The following is an 18885-nucleotide window of genomic DNA, read 5'->3' on the forward strand; positions in this document are numbered from 1 at the left end:
TCGACGGAAGAAACCGATGAGCCGAGACGCATTGAAGACCCTGTTCCACCCGTTCGAAACCGGGGTTATCGACCCGCCGGGCGAGGGCGAGCGTGTGCTCTTCCTCGGTGCTGAGGCGGGCTACAGGCTGCCCGAGGGCTTCGGGGCGTCGATCGCTTCCGTCCAGCCGCTAAGGCCGCTGTATCGCGCCCTTGAGGCCGAGCGCGCCGACGTGGCGCCTGTGGTCACCGGTGAGGACTACGACGTCGCGCTGATCCTGTGCGGCAAGCACAAGGGTGAAAACGAGGACCGCATCGCCGAGGCGCTGAAGCGCACGCGCGACGGCGCGCTCATCGTCGTTGCCGGCGGCAAGGAAGATGGCATCCAGTCGCTGAAGAAGCGCATCGCCAAGTTCGAATGGGATGGCGATCACCTGCCGAAATATCACGGCGTCGCCTTCTGGTTCACCCGACCGGAAGACGTCACCGACGCTGTTCAGAAACTTGCCAAGGTGCCGGTCCGGGTCGACGGCCTGTTCGCAGCTTCTCCGGGCATGTTCTCGCACGATCGCATCGATGCCGGCTCCGAACTGCTGGCCTCGCGCCTGCCGCGCGACTTCAACGGCCATGCCGCCGATTTCGGCGCCGGCTGGGGCTATCTCGCGGTCAAGCTCGCCGAAGCGTCGCCCGGCACGAAGGGCATCGACCTCTTCGAGGCCGACCACGATGCGCTGGAGGCGGCCCGCGTCAACATGCCGGCAAACGCTCCGCGCATGCCGGCGCGCTTCTACTGGTTCGACCTGACGAGCGAAGAGCCGCGCGACAAATACGATCTCATCGTCATGAACCCGCCGTTCCACGAAGGCCATGCCGCCGAACCGGCGCTGGGCGTGGCGATCATCAAGGCGGCGCACAAGGCGCTGAAGCAGGGCGGCAAGGTCATGCTGGTCGCCAATCGCGGCCTGCAGTATGAGCAGGTGCTCGCCGAGACCTTCAAGGAATATGGCGAGACCTGCCGCAACGCACGCTTCAAGGTTCTCTGGGGCAAGCGCTGAGCCGCAATCGAAGTCAAGCAAGGAGCCGGGTTCGTCGCCCGGCTCTTTCGTTTTTGGGTGTGCGCCTCATCCGTCGGCGTGAAGGCAAAAGATTGCCTGTTGCCATCATCCTTGATCGGGCTCACCATGCTCGCTGCCGATGTGTCTCGTCGAAGGATGGGTGCCATGACGTGGGGAGTGAACAGGCCGCCTTTGACCGAGGATGCGGCCGAAGCCATCGCCAAGGATATAAAGCACGCCGAGGGGCACGGAGCCACCTCGGAAGTGCCCCTGTCGTTCCTGAAGAGCCTCTACCGTCTGCCGCTGGATCCGGCGCGGCGCACGCATACCGGCCTGGTCGTGCTGGCGATCATCGTCGTCCTGCTTGTCCTGTTTCTCTGGCCTTGAACCTTTCGGTCCATGACGACGCCCGCAGCCAGTGACGTCGGCGTTGACGCGATCGCCAGCGGAAAAAACCTCTCTTTTCTCACGCTTGTCTCGGAAGGGGCGTCGATACAAGGCGCCCCAGCGGCGCTTTTGAACGGCATTGCCGGTTACGCCCCCTGGAGCGGCTGTGGCGTCGCAAACGTCGGCTATCGAGACAGCCCCGTCGTCCGGAATGGCCCAGCGATCCACGATGTGAGTGCTGTTGCCCTCCGTTTTCGTGTCGTGCTATCGTTGGTGTTATTCCATGACAACGCAACCAGAATTGTCGCCTGACATTTGTTTCGACAGTCACATTTGCCGCATGGATTTTGCGGACTAGACATTTTCTTCAGCTCGGCGCCGGGCGGGGCTGCGAGACTGGAATCCAGCGAAAGCGCTGCGTTCTGATCGACGCTCAAACAGTCGGGATGAGGGACTTCTTTGCTCGGCACGACACTTCTACGCGACGTCTTCCTGCATTACGTGGCCATTCTCTGTCTGTTGGCCGGGCTCCTGGCCTCAGCCTCGACAGTTCTGGCATCGCCGGCCGGCGGCGCTGACATGCAGTTCTTGGTGGTTCGCAGCAATCAGCCGGGGTGCGAGCCGACATGCCCGGAGTGGATATCGGCCGAGGGGACGATCGTTCGCGAAAGTCCGACGCATCTCAAGAAGCTGCTCAAGGCGATCGGCGACCGCCGCCTGCCGATCGTCGTGACGTCGCTCGGCGGCGACGTCGATGCCGCCATGGTGCTCGGACGGATCATCCGGGCGCGAAAGCTCGAAGTGGCGGTCGGCAAGACGCGCTTCGTCGGTTGTCAGCCGCAGCAGAAGGATTGCCGCGACAATGACGGCAAGGGTGCCCGCCTCATCGGGACTGCCTATTCGGGCGGAGCCTATTGCAACTCCGCCTGCCCGCTGATGCTTGCCGGCGGTGCCCGGCGTGTGGTCGGCCAGTGGGCATATCTGGGCGTTCACCAGATCACCGCTGTCTACGCTCAGGTCCAGACACGGTACCAGGAGAAATATCGGATAGTGAACGGCAGGAAGAAGATAATCAGCAAGAAAGTCGTCAGCCAAAAGAATGTTGGCAACCGCAAGACCTACGAGATGAGCAAGGCGATGGAGCGCGAACTGGCCGCATACCTAGCGGAAATGGGCGTCGGGCGTGCGGTCATCGATCAGATGAAGATCACGCCCGCTGCCGACATGCGCAAGATCGAACCTGTGGCGATGATGGAGATGAAGTTGATCACGCAACTGGGCGGGGTCGAGCTGCTGACCGCGGCCGGGGTCTGCAAGACGGTGCCCGCCTCCGCCAATTGCCGGGTTTTCGTTATGTCGGACCTGAAGCGTTAGACGAGGGGATCTGGGTTGGAGACCGGAATGCGCATATGGAGTTCTCCCGTCGGCTGCGCCACGCCCCGCCTGCGACGAGTAGTGCTGCTGATCTGTCTGCTGGCCGCAAGCCTGTTGATGGAGCGGCCGGCAATGGCGGCTGAGCAGCAGATGCGGTTTGTCGTCGTGCGCTCGAACGAGGTCGGTTGCGAGCCGACATGTCCGGAATGGATTTCCGCCGCAGGCACCATCGGTCCGAAGACGCCGGCACTGCTGAAGGCAACCTTGAAAACGCTCGCAGGCCGCAAGCTACCATTGGTCCTGCGATCGCCCGGTGGCGATATGGCGGCTGCGATGGCACTCGGCCGCCTCATCCGCAAGAGCAAGCTGAGCGTGGCGGTGGGCACGACCATTTTCGTTGGATGTCAGCGAGATCAGAAGAACTGTACCGCAAACGACCGCAAGGCGGCCGAGTATATCGGCAAGGCAGTTTCGCTTGGAGCCTGCTCACAGGCATGTACGCTTGTCCTTGCATCCGGCAATCGACGACTCGCGGGAGAGGGGGCGATCGTCGAAGACATTCCGACGCTAGCCGGAAACGAGGCCGACACCCGGAAACTCGTGGCTTACTACGGTGAAATGGGCGTGCGATACCAGTCCCTGGTCGAACGCCTGCGCAGCGCGGACGGCAATCTCGGCCGCTATCAATTGTCCACGGTGCTGCTGTTGACGAGCGAGCTGCCCGTCGGCCAACTGGTCGATGCGGATATTTGCCGTGGCACGCCTGCGCCCGACAATTGCCGGGTCTTCACCACGATGGATCTGGAATAGCGGCAGGCGCCGGGCGCGGGAGCCAACCAAACTGGAAAACACGCCAACAAAAAAGCCCCGTCGATAACCGCACCGGGGCTCGTCATCTCTGGGCTGTGCCCACCCATCAGCTTTACTCGGCGTCGGCGGTCCTGAGCGCGTCGAGCGCCGGCATCGAGGTGATGTTGTAGCCCGAATCCACGTAGTGGATTTCGCCGGTGACGCCACGCGACAAATCGGAAAGCAGGTAGAGCGCCGAACTGCCGACATCGTCGATGGTGACGGTGCGGCGAAGCGGCGAATTCTTCTGCTGCCAGGAGAGCATGGCCCGCGCATCGGAAATGCCGGCGCCTGCAAGCGTGCGGATCGGGCCGGCAGAAATCGCGTTGACGCGGATGCCGCGCACGCCGTAGTCGGCCGCAAGATAGCGCACGGAGGCTTCGAGAGCCGCCTTGGCAACGCCCATGACGTTGTAGTTCGGCATCACCCGCACCGAGCCGCCATAGGTCAGGGTCAGCATCGAGCCGCCGTCGTTCATCAGTTCGGCGGCGCGCTTGGCGATCTCCGTGAAGGAGAAGCACGAGATCACCATGGTGCGGCTGAAGTTGTCGCGCGTCGTGTCGGCGTAGAGGCCCTTCAGCTCGTTCTTGTCGGAAAAGCCGATGGCGTGGACGATGAAGTCGAGCTTGCCCCAGCGTTCCTTGATGGCCGAGATGACCGTATCGACGGAAGCGATGTCCTCGACGTCGCAAGGCAGCAGAAAGTCGGAGCCGACCTCGGCCGCCAGCGGCTTCACGCGCTTGCCAAGCGCTTCACCCTGGTAGGTGAAGGCCAGTTCCGCGCCCTGCGCTGCCAGCGCCTTCGAGATGCCCCAGGCAATAGAGTGGTTGTTGGCCACACCCATGATGAGGCCACGCTTTCCATTCATCAGTCCCGTCATGGTGTTATCCGTTGTAGCGCTGGAAGACGAGCGTTGCGTTGGTTCCGCCGAAGCCGAACGAATTGGAAAGAACCGTATCGATCTTGGCGTTGTCGATGCGCTTGCGCACGATCGGCACACCATCGAATTCCGGGTCGAGTTCGCTGATATGGGCGCTCTCGCCGATGAAGCCACCCTGCATCATCAGGAGACCGTAGATCGATTCCTGGACGCCGGCAGCGCCGAGCGAGTGGCCGGTGAGCGACTTCGTCGACTGGATGTGCGGGATCTTCGCGCCGAACACTTCGCGGATGGCGCCGATTTCCTTGCTGTCGCCGACCGGGGTCGACGTGCCGTGCGTGTTGATGTAGTCGACGTCGCCCTTCACGGTCGACAGCGCCTGGCGCATGCAGCGCATCGCGCCTTCGCCTGATGGGGCGACCATGTCGTAGCCGTCAGAAGTCGCGCCGTAGCCGACGATTTCGGCGTAGATCTTGGCGCCGCGCGCCTTGGCATGTTCCAGCTCTTCGAGCACCAGCACGCCGGCACCGCCGGCAATGACGAAACCGTCACGGCTGACGTCATAGGCGCGCGATGCGGTCGACGGCGTGTCGTTGTACTTGGAGGACATCGCGCCCATGGCATCGAACAGGTTGGACATCGTCCAGTCCAGGTCCTCGTGGCCGCCGGCGAACATCACGTCCTGCTTGCCCCACTGGATCATCTCCGCGGCATTGCCGATGCAATGGGCAGACGTCGAGCAGGCCGACGAGATCGAGTAGTTGACGCCGTGGATCTGGAACCAGGTCGCAAGCGTGGCCGAAGCCGTCGACGACATCGCCTTCGGCACGGCAAACGGGCCGATGCGCTTGGGGCTCACGTTCTTGCGGGTCGTGTCCGCCGCCTCGACGATCGTGCGGGTGGACGGACCACCCGAGCCCATGATGATGCCGGTGCGCTCGTTGCGGGAAATGACCGCTTCCTCGAGGCCGGAGTCGGCGATCGCCTGCTTCATGGCCACGTGGTTCCACGCGCCGCCCTGCGACAGGAAGCGCATGGCGCGCCGGTCGACGAGATCGCTCGGATCGAGCGTCGGTGCGCCCCAGACCTGGCACTTGAAGCCGTTTTCGGCGAAATCGGAAGAAAACGTGATGCCCGATTTGGCGTCGCGCAGCGATGCCGTGACTTCGTCGGCATCATTCCCGATCGAGGAAACGATCCCGAGGCCCGTGACAACAACCCGTCTCATGGTAATGACCTTTTCTTTATCTCATTCGGTGCGGAGAACCCGCGGCTTAGTCGGTCTTTTCCTTCGACAGACCGACACGCAGGTCGGTTGCCTGGTAGATGGTTTCGCCGTCGGCCTTCAGCCAGCCATCGGCAGTGCCGAGCACGAGGCGACCGCGCATGACCCGCTTGAAATCGATTCCGTACTCGAGCAGCTTGGTATGGGGGCGAACCATGCCCTTGAACTTCACTTCGCCGGTTGACAGCGCCATGCCGCGCCCCGGTTCGCCGAGCCAGCCCAGGAAGAACCCGGTCAATTGCCACATGCCGTCGAGACCGAGGCAGCCGGGCATGATCGGGTTGCCCTGGAAATGGCAGGGGAAGTACCAGTCATCAGGGCTCACGTCATACTCGGCGCGAATGAAGCCCTTGTCGAAGGCGCCGCCCGTCTCGGAGATTTCCGTGATGCGATGGACCATGAGCATGGGCGGCAGCGGCAGCTGCGCGTTGCCGGGGCCAAACAGTTCACCTCGGCCGCAGGTCAGGATTTCCTCATAGCTGAAGCTGGATTGCCTGGTCGTCATCAATGGTTGTTTCCCCGAGTAACATAAAGTGTTGTCAGACCTGCTTTAGAGCAAGTTCGCTGTGAAATGAAGCGCACCGATGGCCGTTTTCGATGTTTCCGACGTCGGCGTCGCCCATTTCGATTGCGATATCGTTCCGCCGTCGCTTACAGGATCAATGTGGGTCCGACCAGAGTTAAATACCAGCCTTCCTTGAAATAGGCCGGTTTTTCAGGCATTCCAGCCGTTCTGCACCTTAGAATCTATTGAAAGAGCAGCGTGCAAAAGTTATATCGCAGCGGAAGTATTGTAAATTTTACGGGATCCATGGAACGCTCCTTGATGACGAAAGCAACCGAAGTGAGTTCGGAAGAGAGATTGCGCAGCTCGGGTCTGCGCCCGACGCGTCAGCGTGTCGCGCTTGCCGATCTGATCTTCGCCAAGGGCGACCGTCACCTGACCGTTGAAGAACTACATGAAGAGGCTGTTGTCGCCGGCGTGCCGGTTTCGCTGGCAACCGTCTACAACACGCTGCATCAGTTCACCGAGGCCGGCATGATCCGCGTGCTCGCGGTGGAAAGCGCCAAGACCTACTTCGACACCAACGTCTCCGACCATCACCACTTCTTCATCGAGGGCCAGAACGAAGTCCTCGATATTCCCGTCAGCAATATCGAGATCGGCAATCTGCCGGAACCGCCTGAAGGCATGGAAATTGCCCATGTTGACGTGGTCATTCGTCTCCGCCGCAAGCGCGAACGGTCGTAGCGACCTTTTCCTACATCACATCGTTGGGGTCGCGGCCGGGGCTTGCTTTGCCGATGGGCAGCGTCCAGCCGTATTTGAGTGCGCCGGCGCGCACGGTGAAGGCCGAGACCACGCCGAGCGCCGATGTTGCGGCCAGCGGCAGTCCGATCATCGTCGCGACGACGAACACGGCGGAGCCGACCAGAGCTGCCGTCACATAGACTTCCGGACGCAGCAGCACTGACGGCTCTCCCGCCAGGAGGTCGCGCAATATGCCGCCGAAGGTCGCCGTCAACATGCCGGTGACAAGCGCGACCCCGGGCGAGCCTGTTGCCGCCAGCCCCTTGGCAGCACCCATGACGCAATAGGCCGACATGCCGATCGCATCGAGCCAGACCAGCACCCGGTAACGCGAGCCGAACAGGTGGGCGGTGAAGAACAGGATGACGCTCACCGAGACGCAAACCAGAAGGTAGGTCGGGTTGAGCACCCAGAACACCGGCGTTGCGCCAAGGATGACGTCGCGCATCGTTCCACCGCCGATACCGGTGACCGAGGCAAGGAACAGATAGCCGATGATATCGAGCTGCTTGCGCGAAGCTGAGAGCGCTCCTGTTGCGGCAAAGACGGCAACACCCGCATAGTCGAGGATTTCCAGGATCGTCATGGCCGCTCCGTTGATAGGCGCATCGCTGTTATCGGTCGCATCGCAAGCTGGAGCATCCAGGCCCGCCGCGTCAACGGGGTGAAGCGTTGGGGGGTGAAACGCCGGGAAGCAGGCTGTCCGTCCGGCCGCCGAAATAATAGGCCGCCAGCCCGATCCATTCGCGCACCGCCGTCGTCGCCAATTGGGCATTGAGCGAGGGTTGGGTGAAATCGAAGCCGGGCGTGACCGTGCCGCTGGTGCGGTAGTCCGTCGGCCAGGGAGTGACCTCCAGCCCGAGCTTGCGGAAAAGCCCGACCGAACGCGGCATATGGAAGGCCGACGTGACCAGGGCGCAGTTGGCAAGGCTGTTTGCCGTCAGCAACGCCTCAGTGTTGCGGGCATTCTCGAATGTCGTTCTCGATTGCTCCTCGCGGATCAGCCGTTCAGGGCCGATGCCGAAGGTGGCAAAGAAGGCTTCCGATGCCTTGGCGTCGCCGTCATAGGCGCCGCTGAACGAACCGTCGCCGCCGGAAATCAGGATGCGCGCTTGTGGGTAGCGCTTCGCCAGCATGGCCGTCTCGATGAAGCGGTCAGCCGCCTGGTTGAACTCGATGCCGCCACGGCTCGCCATCACCTCGTTCTCGAAGGCGCCGCCGAGCACGATGACGCAGGAGAGGGTTGCTGGCGGTACCGTCGGCCGCGGGAAGTGGTCCTCGAGCATCTGCAGGAAATAGGATCCTGAGGTCGTGAACAGGCTGACGAAGAGCACCAGCGCACCGAGCAGGCCGAAGGCGACGCCGCTGCGCCTGAGGCCGGCCGCCGTCATCAGCAGTCCGGCAAGGACGGCGAAGAACGCCAGGGAAAGGGGCTGCGCGACGAGCCAGAATATCTTGGAAAGCAGAAACATCAGGCCCGTGTTCTTCGCTACGATCCCTTAATATTTCGCAAAGCCGATCGGCCGGCCGGCTAAAGCGCTCCCGTACCCAGGCAATCGTGGAGCCGCTCGATCCCGTTATTCTTACGCAAATCCGGACGCAAAACCGCTCCGCATTTTTGCTGGAATTGCTCCAATCAACACCCTGCGCCGCTCATCAGGCCGGCACGCCGCCGGACATCGGCTTTGCCTTGCCGGCACGCAGATAGCCGATGCCAAAAGCAATGAGCGCGCCGACTGCGACGATCGCCAGCGACAACAGCGGGCGATAGGCAAACCAGGCGACGGCGATGACGACAGGGCCGAGGAGCAACGTTAGGATCGCGGCGATGATGCCGGTACCGAAAGCGACCACAGAACCGAGCACCGGAATGACGTCGGCAATGATGGAGATAAGGGACAGCATCAGCGTGAAGCCGATGAACAGGCCGATCAGTCCGCCCACCCGAACCAGCCAGGAAATCAGCGTGTTCTCGCTCTGGGCGGCGTCAAACATTTCGGCGGCGCTGGTGATGCCGGCTGAGCTCAGGAACAGGTCGCGACCGTTCGTGGTGCGGTAGGGGGCAAGGCTGCCACCTTTCTGTGCGGCGACGAAGCTCGCGGTCTCCGTGTCTTCGCGGGTAAAGCCGATGCGCAGATCGCCGACGGCCGGGTTCTGGCGATCGGCGGAGACGAAGATCGTCTGGCCGTCGGTCTTGACGGGGCGATTGGTGTCGAGCGCGTCGGCGAGGTGCTGCAGGTCAGTGTCCGCCATTTGCACGGGGCTGTCGCGGCCGAGATCGGCAACGGCCCTGCCGTTGACGGAAAACGCACCGAGCATCGCGCGGTCGACGGTGAACCGCTCGCTTGAGATCGGCATTTCCGGGTTCTGATGCCCGTTGCCGTCGCGGAAGTCGGCTGAATCGGCGCGGTCGCTGCGCCACTCCTTGGTGTAGGAATAGGTGGTGACCGTTTCCTCGCCGCCGCCGAGCGTCTTGCGCGTCTCGCTCTTCTTTTCCTCGACCCATTGGTACATCTCGACCGAGCGGCGCAGGCCCGCAGCCCCCTTCGCGGAGATCCCGAGTTGGCTGTCGGCCGGCGTGCCGACGGGCTCGACCCGGCTGGCGATGTGAACCAGCTTGCCCTCGTTGCCAGCCTCGACAGCGCCGCTGTCGATGTCGACCACAGCGCCGGCGCCCTCGACGAGTGCCCGATAGGTCTTGACCGAACGGCCCTCGTTCCAGGCAAGCAGCCAGATCATGCCGAAGACCAGCAGCAGACCGATGAAGATGCCGATGACACCGTTCTTGAGGCGCGCGAACCACGACGTTCTGGTCGTTTCGGTAAAACTCATCTGATCCCCCGGCACTTGCATTCGACCCGGTTGCGCAAGCGAACCGTTCGATTTTCCCGTTGGTACCAGAAAAAAAGCGGAAAGGAATATACCGGCCGACATGCGCAGACGTTTGGCCCAAACATGGTGAAAGGCGGTCAGTTCAAAGGTTTGTATTTCAGGAGAAATTTGGTGGAGCTAAGCGGGATCGAACCGCTGACCTCTTGCATGCCATGCAAGCGCTCTCCCAGCTGAGCTATAGCCCCATATCGGGTCCGGCAAGGCCGGTTCCGGGAAACTTGTCGGGCTGTTGTGCCCGGCGAGTGGCGGCTTATTACTTCTGCTCTTCGCGGATAGCAAGCCGAAAATGTCAGGCCGGTGGAAATAATTTGGCTCCGGCCCGATTTGCTCCCGTCCACGCCATTTGGCAGGGGACGGGAGGCATTCGCGTAATATTTTAAGCGCTTAGACGTCGTCGTCGTCGTCGGACACGCCGATGAGGTCGCTCATGTCGTCGTCGTCGTCTTCGTCGTCGGTCTGCAGGAAGGTATCGTCGTCGTCGCCGTCGATCTCTACCTCGTCGTCGCCCAGATCCGGAATCTCGTCGCCGCCGGCTGCTTCGTCGTCAGCTTCCTCGAGCGATACGAGTTCGACTTCCGTGTTCTCGGTGTCGACTTCAGCGACGTCCTCTTCCTCTTCCTTCTCGAGCACCTTGGCAACCGAGGTTTCTTCGAAGAAGGACAGCGGGTAGGACTTGCCGCTGTAGGGGGAAACGATCGGATCACGGTTCAGATCGTAGAATTTGCGCCCCGTTTCCGGGTCAATGCGCTTTGTTCCGAGTTCCGCTTTTGCCACAGTCAAAGCCTCTTGAATGGCCGGCCGAACCGGCGCTTGCCGGAAAGCCGGCGGGTGGAAAGGATATCAAGCCTATGATGATTAGCCGGTCCCCATAATCATCTTGGCCGCATCTGTCAAAGATAAAACTCGAAAGCCCTGCGCCGCCTGCTTTTTCTTGCGCCCGGGAGGATGATCGCGCAATCGCATTGTGTTAGGCAACGCAACGGAAGGTGGTCGCGCCTCCGTAGCCGTTTCGCCTGTGGCGATGGATGGTTCCGGCCGCAGGTTTGAGGAAGGTTCATATGTCCGCTGGCTTGATCGCAAAGCCTGCCATTGCGCGCAGATCCAAGGCACTCGGCGGCACGGTGCGTATCCGCGGCGACAAGTCGATTTCCCATCGCGCCCTGATGCTCGGCGGGCTTGCGGCCGGCCGGACGCGCATTGCAGGCCTGCTCGAAGGCGAGGATGTCATCAACACCGCACGAGCGATGCGGGCGCTTGGCGCTACGGTGCGCGAGGAAGGCGGCACCTGGATCGTCGACGGTCTCGGCAACGGTGCGCTGCTTGAGCCCGAAGCCCCGCTCGATTTCGGCAATGCCGGTACCGGCTGCCGCCTGACCATGGGGCTCGTCGGCGCTTATGATTTCACCACAACCTTCGTCGGCGATGCCTCGCTTTCCAAACGTCCGATGGGCCGCGTACTCGATCCGCTGCGCCAGATGGGCGTTCAGGTGGCGTCGGCCGAAGGCGGCCGCCTGCCGGTGACGTTGCGCGGACCGAAGACGGCGAACCCGGTGAACTATCGCGTGCCGATGGCCTCGGCCCAGGTGAAATCCGCCGTGCTGCTCGCGGGTCTGAACGCACCCGGCATCACCACGGTGATCGAGCCGGTGATCACCCGCGATCATACCGAGAGAATGCTGCAGGCCTTCGGCGCGAACTTGGCGGTTGAGACTGGCAATGAGGGCGAACGCATCATTCGGCTCGAAGGGCAGGGCAGACTGACCGGCCAGGACATCGATGTTCCCGGCGATCCGTCCTCGGCGGCCTTTCCACTGGTGGCAGCGCTTCTCGTGCCGGGTTCCGACATCACCATTCTCAACGTGCTGATGAACCCCATCCGCACCGGACTGATCGTGACGCTGCTGGAAATGGGCGCTCAGATAGATGTCCTGAACGCGAGGACTGCGGGCGGCGAGGACGTGGCGGACCTGCGCGTCCGTTACTCGGAGTTGAAGGGCATCACGGTGCCGGAAGATCGCGCTCCCTCGATGATCGACGAATACCCGGTGCTGGCCGTTGCGGCGGCTTTCGCCGAGGGCCGCACTATCATGAGCGGTCTTGAGGAGCTGCGCGTCAAGGAATCCGATCGGCTTTCCGCCGTTGCTGCCGGGCTCAAGCTCACCGGCGTCGATTGCGAGGAGGCACCTGCCGCCCTCGTCGTGCACGGTCGCCCCGGCGGCAAGGGTCTCGGCAATGCCGCCGCCGCCGTCGCCACCCATCTCGACCACCGCATCGCCATGAGCTTCCTCGTCATGGGCCTTGCCTCGGAGCACCCCGTCACCGTCGACGACGCGACGATGATCGCCACCAGCTTTCCCGGGTTTCTGGAGCTAATGGCCGGGCTGGGCGCTGCGATCGAATGATGCATCGGTAAAATCCTAAAGGCCGGCGCGACCCGTCGGTAACGACCATCGGCTATGGTTTGACTGGTTGAGGATATGCCTATGTCGGTGGACGATCGATTCAAACTGGTACGCCGCCATGATGACGGCAGGATAAGCTATCGGCAAAATTTGCGAGCGCCCGCGGTTGTCGTTACGGAAGACGAGCTCGATGAGCTGAGCCGGTTGACTGGGAAGTGCTGGGTGGTGCCCATTGCTTTCTTCCTTTTCGCGGCGCCTCTCTTTGGCCTTTGGGCGAAGCAACCTGCAATACCCGTCGTTTTCGTTGTGTTTGCTGTCGTGGTGAGCGCAGGGGTTATTGTCACTGCCCGACAGCGGTTACGAGAAATTTTGGCGAATGCGCCGCGCCATATTGAGAGTGGTCCACTATCGGTGCAGCCATCGACCCTCGAGTACGTTCGGGAACTTTGGTTCGACGACAAAATGACGATGCTATGCGGCATCGTTTTGTCCGGAATGGTTTTTTTCACCTACGCTACTGTTGTCATCGCCAAGATCGTCGGCCATCCGGACTTCGTCGATAAAGGTGGCAGCTCGATAAAAGCCGCCGCACTGGCCATCGTCTCGGGATACGTGCTGCGCGTCCATCTCAAGGCGTGGCGCCGCGGAAAAAAGGAAAGAAATTAGTAATCCTCTAGGTGCATTGAATGGTGATTGCAGCCTGGACGTGCGGCCGAATGGCCTTCTGACGTGTGTCGAGGCGTGGCACCGGCCTATGCGCCGTTTGAGGAGAAGATTTCATGTTTGACCGCGGCTTGAATTGGGAGAAACGAGAGGACGGAACGATCCTCTATCGCCGGTCGCCTTCCGGGCCGACGTTTATCATCGATGAGCAGACACTCGGCCGCATCGTGCGGTTTAGGTTCATGATCCCGCTTGTGTCGTTCCTGACCTTGATTCCAACGGTTGTGCTCGGCGTTTTCGCGGGCCATGGAGAGGTCTCGCTTGCGATACCTGTCGCCGCGCTTCTTTTTGGGGTGGCGGCCTTCTACCTCTATTTCCGCCGCACAGAGCGTCGGATCGAATGGATGCTTGCGGGAGCCAGACGATCATCCCAGGCGCCCGAGCCGTTCAAACCGCAGCGCAATGCCCGGAACTGGAAGACGCTGGATGACGGCTCGGTTTTCTATTGGCCGCGGAACTGGCCGAACCCGGTAATGCTGACCGCGAAACAGTTTGCGTCGATTGGAGTCGACAACGGGTATGGCTTTTGTGCGCTGTTTGTTAGCGTCATTATTGCCGTGTTGGCGGATGGCTACCGTTGGGCCGGCGGACTAAACAATGGCGCCGCAAGCGTCATTGCCGTTGCCCTGATTTCGTTCAATGTGCTTTTCATTGCAAGGATACGCCGAACGCGGCAACGCATGCTGGATCGCGCGCCGCTCGCACCTGTTGTATCGGGATTGAATCCACCGCTGAAGTTACTCGATTTTGCGCGCCTGATCAGAATGAAACTGGTTCGGGGTTCAAGGGGTATGCTCTTGTTCTGGCTTTTGGTTGCCGTGTTCGGGCTTTTCCAAAGCGTGCAAACCTTGTCTGACCTCTTTGGCGGCGTTAGGGTCTATTGGGATAAGGGAAAGTCGTTTCCGGTAGGCCCGGTTCTGCCTTCGCTGGCTTTTGTCGGTAGCCTGTTGCTGGCCATGGTGAATGTATCTGCGATCGTCATGCGCGCGAGGTCTGCCGGCAAAGGGTGACGGAGCATCGGATGAGCATGGATTCGCCTGCGAATTTGATCTAAAGGCCAGCAACAACATCGATTGCAGGACCACCTATGATCATCATCGCCATCGACGGACCCGCAGCGGCAGGCAAGGGCACGCTCTCGCGCCAGATCGCCGAAGAGTACGGCTTTCACCACCTCGATACCGGGTTGACCTACCGCGCCACGGCGAAGGCGCTGCTTGATGCCGGCCTGCCGCTCGACGATGAGGCGGTGGCCGAACGCATGGCGCTGAATGTCGAACTGGCAGGCCTCGATCGCTCTGTGCTGTCGGCACACGCGATCGGCGAGGCGGCGTCGAAGATTGCCGTCATGCCGGCCGTGCGTCGCGCGCTGGTCGAGGCGCAGAGGGCGTTTTCGAGGAAAGAGCCGGGCACCGTGCTCGACGGTCGCGATATCGGCACCGTCGTCTGCCCGGATGCGGCGGTGAAGCTCTATGTCACCGCATCGCCGGAAGTGCGCGCGAAACGCCGCTATGACGAGATCGTCGGCAACGGCGCCGCCGCCGATTACGCGGCGATCTTCGACGATGTGAAGAAGCGCGACGAGCGCGATATGGGTCGGGCCGACAGTCCTTTGCGCCCCGCCGACGACGCGCACTTGCTTGATACGTCTGAAATGAGTATAGAGGCGGCGTTTCAGTCCGCGAAGTCTTTGATCGATGCGGCCCTGATCAAGAAGATCTGAAGAAGAGCCTTTTCGCGACACTGTCAGGATCGCTCTTCTTGCATAAGCCTGAAATTCCGTCCACGCGCCGGATTGTCCCTTTGATGGGGCGGACTGGGTTCAGGCCTGTTCAACACCAACCCCCGGCGCATGTGCGTCTCTCATTTAGAGATGCATCAGGAGATTCCATGTCTGCTACCAACCCAACCCGTGATGATTTCGCAGCGCTTCTCGAAGAATCCTTCGCGAAGACCGATCTTGCCGAAGGCTATGTTGCCAAGGGCATCGTCACGGCCATCGAAAAGGACGTCGCCGTTGTCGACGTCGGTCTGAAGGTCGAAGGCCGCATCGCTCTGAAGGAATTCGGCGCGAAGGCCAAGGACGGCTCGCTCAAGGTCGGCGACGAAGTCGAAGTCTACGTTGAGCGCATCGAAAACGCGCTTGGCGAAGCTGTTCTCTCGCGCGAAAAGGCTCGCCGCGAAGAAAGCTGGATGCGCCTGGAAGTGAAGTTCGAAGCCGGCGAACGCGTCGAAGGCATCATCTTCAACCAGGTCAAGGGTGGCTTCACCGTCGATCTCGACGGCGCCGTCGCCTTCCTGCCGCGTTCGCAGGTCGACATCCGTCCGATCCGCGACGTGACCCCGCTGATGCACAACCCGCAGCCCTTCGAAATCCTCAAGATGGACAAGCGTCGCGGCAACATCGTCGTTTCGCGTCGTACCGTTCTGGAAGAATCCCGTGCTGAACAGCGTTCTGAAATCGTTCAGAACCTTGAAGAAGGCCAGGTTGTCGAAGGCGTCGTCAAGAACATCACCGATTACGGTGCGTTCGTCGACCTCGGCGGCATCGACGGTCTGCTCCATGTCACCGACATGGCATGGCGCCGCGTGAACCATCCGTCGGAGATCCTGAACATCGGCCAGCAGGTCAAGGTTCAGATCATCCGTATCAACCAGGAAACCCACCGCATCTCGCTCGGCATGAAACAGCTCGAGTCGGATCCGTGGGATGGCATCGGTGCGAAGTATCCGGTTGGCAAGAAGATCTCGGGTACCGTCACGAACATCACCGACTACGGTGCGTTCGTCGAGCTGGAGCCGGGCATCGAAGGCCTGATCCACATCTCCGAAATGTCCTGGACCAAGAAGAACGTACACCCCGGCAAGATCCTGTCCACGAGCCAGGAAGTCGACGTTGTCGTTCTCGAAGTCGATCCGACCAAGCGTCGTATCTCGCTCGGCCTCAAGCAGACGCTCGAGAACCCGTGGCAGGCATTCGCGCATAGCCATCCGGCTGGCACCGAAGTTGAAGGCGAAGTCAAGAACAAGACCGAATTCGGCCTGTTCATCGGCCTCGACGGCGACGTTGACGGCATGGTGCACCTTTCCGACCTCGACTGGAACCGTCCGGGCGAGCAGGTCATCGAAGAGTTCAACAAGGGCGACGTCGTTCGCGCCGTTGTTCTCGACGTCGACGTCGACAAGGAGCGCATCTCGCTCGGTATCAAGCAGCTCGGCAAGGATGCAGTTGGCGACGCCGCTGCTTCGGGCGAACTGCGCAAGAACGCTGTTGTTTCGGCCGAGATCATCGCCGTCAACGACGGTGGTATCGAAGTGAAGCTCGTCAACCACGAGGACATCACTGCGTTCATCCGCCGCGCCGATCTGTCGCGTGACCGTGACGAACAGCGTCCGGAGCGTTTCTCGGTTGGCCAGGTTGTCGACGCACGCGTCACCAACTTCTCCAAGAAGGACCGCAAGATCCAGCTGTCGATCAAGGCTCTGGAAATCGCGGAAGAGAAGGAAGCCGTTGCTCAGTTCGGTTCGTCCGACTCGGGCGCTTCGCTTGGCGACATTCTCGGCGCCGCTCTGAAGAACCGCCAGACCAACGAGTAATCGTTCGCTGACGCCTGAAATGAAAAAGGCCCGCGGAGAGCGATCTCCGCGGGCTTTTTGCTTGTGAGCGTTTCGTTCGGCTGCAGTGTCCTTGGTTTTCTGGATCGCTCTTCTGAAGTCGACCCGATCTAACGCGTATCGCGATCTCTAGGATTCGCTTGCGGCACTTTCAGCTCTTGATTTGCGCACGTCGTTCTCGCAGGACCAACTGCACACTTTTGCGCGACATGCTTTCGGCGATCAGTCCGGAGGGTCAGCCAAGACCGCCGAGCTTGCGATAGAGTTCGTAGACATCGGGCTCGGCGTTCCATTCGCCGCCCGTTTCACCCCTGCCGCCTTCGGTCTGCTGCTCATCTTGCGTGGCTTCGTCCCGTGCGGCTCCGCCGTCGCCCTGCGCCGCTTCGTGGTCGCCGTTCGGCTCTTCGCCGCCTTCGCCTCTGCCCTCGTCGCGCTCGCTCTTTTCCGCCTCGCTCTTCACGTCCTCAACTGCGATCGGATAGGGGATCATAGCAAAGGGTATCGCTTCGCGCGGCAGCCCGTTTTCGATCAACCGTGCGATCGCCTGTTGCATCGCCGGGTCGTCCGTCGGCCTCTGGGCGCGCTGGACGGCGGTGGCGCCCGCCGGGCCTGGTGGCTCCGTCTGGTCTTCCGCAACGCTCAGGGCGGCAAGCTCAGCGCCTGCAGCCGTATCGCGGGGGCGGAGCGGGTTTGCGCGGCCCGGCTCCGTGCCATCCGTCTCTGTATGGCTCGCTGCTGCGTCGGCTTCGGCGCTTTCGAGTTCGGGTGCGATCCCTTCGGGTCGGTCGGCGCCTGCAGGTTCTCCCGGCAGGCCGAGCGTATCGCGCACGATCGTCTTCAGCGCGTCCGAAAGCGCGCGGTCCGTACGGCTCTCGTTGCCGCGCGTCGTTGCCCTGTCGTTCTGCAGCTGATCCTCGCCGTCGCGCAGCGGGCCATAGGTGCCGTCTGGCTCCTCGCCTTCGTCGGTGTGGCCAGCCTCGGTGCCCGCATCCGTCCGGGCGGTGCCGTTGCGCAGCTCTGCTTCCTTGGCCTTTGCGGGCAAATCGGTATCGTCAGCCGCGGCGGCAGGGTGCGGCGACGCATTTTCCTCATCATCGACCGCTGCCTTGCCGGTAACAACCTCCGGATCGACGAGTTCGGGGTCGGTGTCGCCATTGATGATGGCGGCCAGGGCTTCGATCTCGGGGCCATCAAGCGAAGGCAGCCTGCCGGGCATCGCTCTCGGTTCTCCCCGCTCTGGCGAAGTCTGAGGCCGAACCGTTGCTGCGTCTTCAGCAGGTGGTGTCGCGTCCATCTCCTCCGATGCGAGACTCGACGTGTCACTCTCGCTGCCGACGCCAAAAGTTTTTTTCAGCGCGGTCTGCAGCATGGCGACCTCGCTTGCAGCCGGTGCGCTGGCGGCGGCCAGATGCAGCGGGATGGCTGGCTGCAGGGATGGGTTGCTGAGGCCGGGCAATGCGGCGCCCATGGAGGGTGGCGCCGCACCATTTCGGATGGCCGGCAGGTCTGCAAGGATACCGACCCGTAGCGCCAGGCTGCGACCGCCCAGTTGCCGCTCAAGCGCCAGGCGTTCCGGCATCGGCATCGATTCAAGAAAGGTGACGAGCCGTCGCACGAAGTCGCGCCCGCCTTCCTGTGGCAGCGGCGGGAATTTCAGGATGCGGGCAAGGTCCTCCATCAGCCGCACAAGCGCGTCCTTGGATAGGATCTCGCGGCCTGCGAGATGCCGGGTCAGCGCGTCGAGGACCTTCTGGATCGCTTCGCCGCGCTGGGCGGCAGTAAGAGGCGCTGCCGGTTGTTGGGGCCGAGCGCTTGCCTCCTCGGCAAGTCCGGTCGCGGTTTTGACCGTGAGAATGGATGTCAGCATTCTGGTCTCCCTCTCGCTTGACCCTCGCGTTGGCGCGCGGCCGTTGACAGCCGGCATCCGCATTTCACGCCGTTCCACGGATCACCTCGACCGTCCGTCGGGCAGGTTGTCACTTCGGTTCGGGCTGGCGCCTCATGCGCGTCTCGGCCAACCGGCCAGACCTGCCGCAGCTAAGGTGCGGATACGGGAATCGGCATGATGCTTCGAGACAGGTTTATGAAATCTTAACCATGCGATGGGGTGCGACGGAGGTCGCAGTGCCTTGT

At 61.8% G+C, this 18885-nt stretch carries 18 protein-coding genes and 1 tRNA gene; 10 read left to right on the forward strand and 9 right to left on the reverse strand.

Features of this window, described 5'->3' with window-relative positions; genetic code table 11:
* Nucleotides 1-16 precede the first annotated feature (16 nt).
* The 4 genes from IB264_RS00635 to IB264_RS00650 all read left to right on the forward strand — a co-directional run bounded on the left by IB264_RS00635 (nt 17) and on the right by IB264_RS00650 (nt 3604).
* Nucleotides 17-1033: a class I SAM-dependent methyltransferase gene (locus tag IB264_RS00635; protein WP_025425496.1), complete on the forward strand. Its 1017-nt coding sequence runs from the start codon at nt 17-19 to the stop codon at nt 1031-1033.
* Nucleotides 1034-1198: 165 nt separating this feature from the next.
* The gene (locus tag IB264_RS00640) at nt 1199-1420 is read left to right on the forward strand and encodes a hypothetical protein (RefSeq protein WP_038575800.1); all 222 of its coding nucleotides are present in this window, start codon (nt 1199-1201) and stop codon (nt 1418-1420) included.
* A gap of 459 nt (nt 1421-1879) precedes the next feature.
* Nucleotides 1880-2794 (forward strand): hypothetical protein, encoded by a 915-nt coding sequence (locus IB264_RS00645; RefSeq protein WP_192433105.1) that lies wholly within the window; start codon nt 1880-1882, stop codon nt 2792-2794.
* Between the two features lie 27 nt (nt 2795-2821).
* Nucleotides 2822-3604 (forward strand): hypothetical protein, encoded by a 783-nt coding sequence (locus tag IB264_RS00650; RefSeq protein ID WP_128090450.1) that lies wholly within the window; start codon nt 2822-2824, stop codon nt 3602-3604.
* A 112-nt stretch (nt 3605-3716) separates the two neighbouring features.
* Here IB264_RS00650 and fabI read toward each other — a convergent pair whose 3' ends face one another.
* Genes fabI through fabA form a run of 3 tightly spaced genes read right to left on the reverse strand, consistent with a single transcriptional unit; the run spans nt 3717 to nt 6313 of the window.
* A complete protein-coding gene (gene fabI, locus IB264_RS00655) occupies nt 3717-4523 on the reverse strand; it encodes an enoyl-ACP reductase FabI (protein WP_025425499.1) in 807 nt (268 codons plus the stop codon).
* 4 nt (nt 4524-4527) lie between these two features.
* Complete coding sequence (gene fabB / locus IB264_RS00660; protein WP_025425500.1) at nt 4528-5751, reverse strand: beta-ketoacyl-ACP synthase I; 1224 nt, start codon at nt 5749-5751, stop codon at nt 4528-4530.
* Between the two features lie 46 nt (nt 5752-5797).
* Nucleotides 5798-6313 carry a 3-hydroxyacyl-[acyl-carrier-protein] dehydratase FabA gene (gene fabA, locus IB264_RS00665; RefSeq protein WP_025425501.1) on the reverse strand — a complete coding sequence of 172 codons (516 nt, stop codon included), beginning with the start codon at nt 6311-6313 and terminating at the stop codon, nt 5798-5800.
* Nucleotides 6314-6634: 321 nt separating this feature from the next.
* Here fabA and irrA point away from each other — a divergent pair, with 321 nt between their 5' ends.
* The gene (gene irrA / locus IB264_RS00670; RefSeq protein WP_025425502.1) at nt 6635-7060 is read left to right on the forward strand and encodes an iron response transcriptional regulator IrrA; all 426 of its coding nucleotides are present in this window, start codon (nt 6635-6637) and stop codon (nt 7058-7060) included.
* A 10-nt stretch (nt 7061-7070) separates the two neighbouring features.
* Here the strand turns inward: irrA and IB264_RS00675 are convergent, their stop codons facing one another.
* The 5 genes from IB264_RS00675 to IB264_RS00695 form a co-directional block, all read right to left on the reverse strand.
* Nucleotides 7071-7706, reverse strand: coding sequence for a trimeric intracellular cation channel family protein (locus tag IB264_RS00675; protein ID WP_025425503.1), 636 nt, complete (start codon nt 7704-7706; stop codon nt 7071-7073).
* 70 nt (nt 7707-7776) lie between these two features.
* Nucleotides 7777-8592, reverse strand: coding sequence for a YdcF family protein (locus tag IB264_RS00680; RefSeq protein ID WP_025425504.1), 816 nt, complete (start codon nt 8590-8592; stop codon nt 7777-7779).
* A 184-nt stretch (nt 8593-8776) separates the two neighbouring features.
* Nucleotides 8777-9952 carry a TMEM43 family protein gene (locus tag IB264_RS00685; RefSeq protein ID WP_025425505.1) on the reverse strand — a complete coding sequence of 392 codons (1176 nt, stop codon included), beginning with the start codon at nt 9950-9952 and terminating at the stop codon, nt 8777-8779.
* 169 nt (nt 9953-10121) lie between these two features.
* Nucleotides 10122-10197, reverse strand: a tRNA-Ala gene (locus tag IB264_RS00690).
* A gap of 199 nt (nt 10198-10396) precedes the next feature.
* Nucleotides 10397-10786: a TIGR02300 family protein gene (locus IB264_RS00695; protein ID WP_025425506.1), complete on the reverse strand. Its 390-nt coding sequence runs from the start codon at nt 10784-10786 to the stop codon at nt 10397-10399.
* A gap of 284 nt (nt 10787-11070) precedes the next feature.
* On the opposite strand from IB264_RS00695, the gene aroA reads away from it, so the two are divergent.
* The 5 genes from aroA to rpsA all read left to right on the forward strand — a co-directional run bounded on the left by aroA (nt 11071) and on the right by rpsA (nt 16734).
* Entirely contained in the window at nt 11071-12414 is a 1344-nt protein-coding gene (aroA, locus tag IB264_RS00700) for a 3-phosphoshikimate 1-carboxyvinyltransferase (protein WP_025425507.1), read from the forward strand.
* Nucleotides 12415-12495: 81 nt separating this feature from the next.
* Nucleotides 12496-13080, forward strand: a complete 585-nt coding sequence (locus IB264_RS00705) for a hypothetical protein (RefSeq protein WP_025425508.1) — start codon at nt 12496-12498, stop codon at nt 13078-13080.
* Between the two features lie 113 nt (nt 13081-13193).
* On the forward strand, nt 13194-14147 hold the full coding sequence (locus IB264_RS00710; protein ID WP_025425509.1) for a hypothetical protein: 954 nt from the start codon (nt 13194-13196) through the stop codon (nt 14145-14147).
* Nucleotides 14148-14224: 77 nt separating this feature from the next.
* Nucleotides 14225-14860, forward strand: a complete 636-nt coding sequence (cmk, locus tag IB264_RS00715) for a (d)CMP kinase (protein ID WP_025425510.1) — start codon at nt 14225-14227, stop codon at nt 14858-14860.
* A 167-nt stretch (nt 14861-15027) separates the two neighbouring features.
* Complete coding sequence (gene rpsA / locus IB264_RS00720; protein ID WP_025425511.1) at nt 15028-16734, forward strand: 30S ribosomal protein S1; 1707 nt, start codon at nt 15028-15030, stop codon at nt 16732-16734.
* A gap of 253 nt (nt 16735-16987) precedes the next feature.
* On the opposite strand, the gene IB264_RS00725 is transcribed toward rpsA, so the two are convergent.
* Complete coding sequence (locus IB264_RS00725; protein ID WP_025425512.1) at nt 16988-18619, reverse strand: hypothetical protein; 1632 nt, start codon at nt 18617-18619, stop codon at nt 16988-16990.
* Nucleotides 18620-18885 lie beyond the last annotated feature (266 nt).

The organism is Ensifer sp. ENS11 (assembly GCF_014851895.1).
In the GTDB taxonomy this organism is placed as follows: Bacteria; Pseudomonadota; Alphaproteobacteria; order Rhizobiales; family Rhizobiaceae; genus Ensifer; species Ensifer canadensis.

Coding starts and splice junctions, on each gene's coding strand:
- IB264_RS00725 (WP_025425512.1), bottom strand. CDS start 18,619: ATGCTGACATCCATTCTCACGGTCAAAACCGCGACCGGACTTGCCGAG.
- IB264_RS00680 (WP_025425504.1), bottom strand. CDS start 8,592: ATGTTTCTGCTTTCCAAGATATTCTGGCTCGTCGCGCAGCCCCTTTCC.
- IB264_RS00635 (WP_025425496.1), top strand. CDS start 17: ATGAGCCGAGACGCATTGAAGACCCTGTTCCACCCGTTCGAAACCGGG.
- fabA (WP_025425501.1), bottom strand. CDS start 6,313: ATGACGACCAGGCAATCCAGCTTCAGCTATGAGGAAATCCTGACCTGC.
- aroA (WP_025425507.1), top strand. CDS start 11,071: ATGTCCGCTGGCTTGATCGCAAAGCCTGCCATTGCGCGCAGATCCAAG.
- IB264_RS00640 (WP_038575800.1), top strand. CDS start 1,199: ATGACGTGGGGAGTGAACAGGCCGCCTTTGACCGAGGATGCGGCCGAA.
- IB264_RS00705 (WP_025425508.1), top strand. CDS start 12,496: ATGTCGGTGGACGATCGATTCAAACTGGTACGCCGCCATGATGACGGC.
- irrA (WP_025425502.1), top strand. CDS start 6,635: ATGACGAAAGCAACCGAAGTGAGTTCGGAAGAGAGATTGCGCAGCTCG.
- rpsA (WP_025425511.1), top strand. CDS start 15,028: ATGTCTGCTACCAACCCAACCCGTGATGATTTCGCAGCGCTTCTCGAA.
- IB264_RS00675 (WP_025425503.1), bottom strand. CDS start 7,706: ATGACGATCCTGGAAATCCTCGACTATGCGGGTGTTGCCGTCTTTGCC.
- IB264_RS00650 (WP_128090450.1), top strand. CDS start 2,822: ATGCGCATATGGAGTTCTCCCGTCGGCTGCGCCACGCCCCGCCTGCGA.
- IB264_RS00710 (WP_025425509.1), top strand. CDS start 13,194: ATGTTTGACCGCGGCTTGAATTGGGAGAAACGAGAGGACGGAACGATC.
- fabB (WP_025425500.1), bottom strand. CDS start 5,751: ATGAGACGGGTTGTTGTCACGGGCCTCGGGATCGTTTCCTCGATCGGG.
- fabI (WP_025425499.1), bottom strand. CDS start 4,523: ATGACGGGACTGATGAATGGAAAGCGTGGCCTCATCATGGGTGTGGCC.
- cmk (WP_025425510.1), top strand. CDS start 14,225: ATGATCATCATCGCCATCGACGGACCCGCAGCGGCAGGCAAGGGCACG.
- IB264_RS00685 (WP_025425505.1), bottom strand. CDS start 9,952: ATGAGTTTTACCGAAACGACCAGAACGTCGTGGTTCGCGCGCCTCAAG.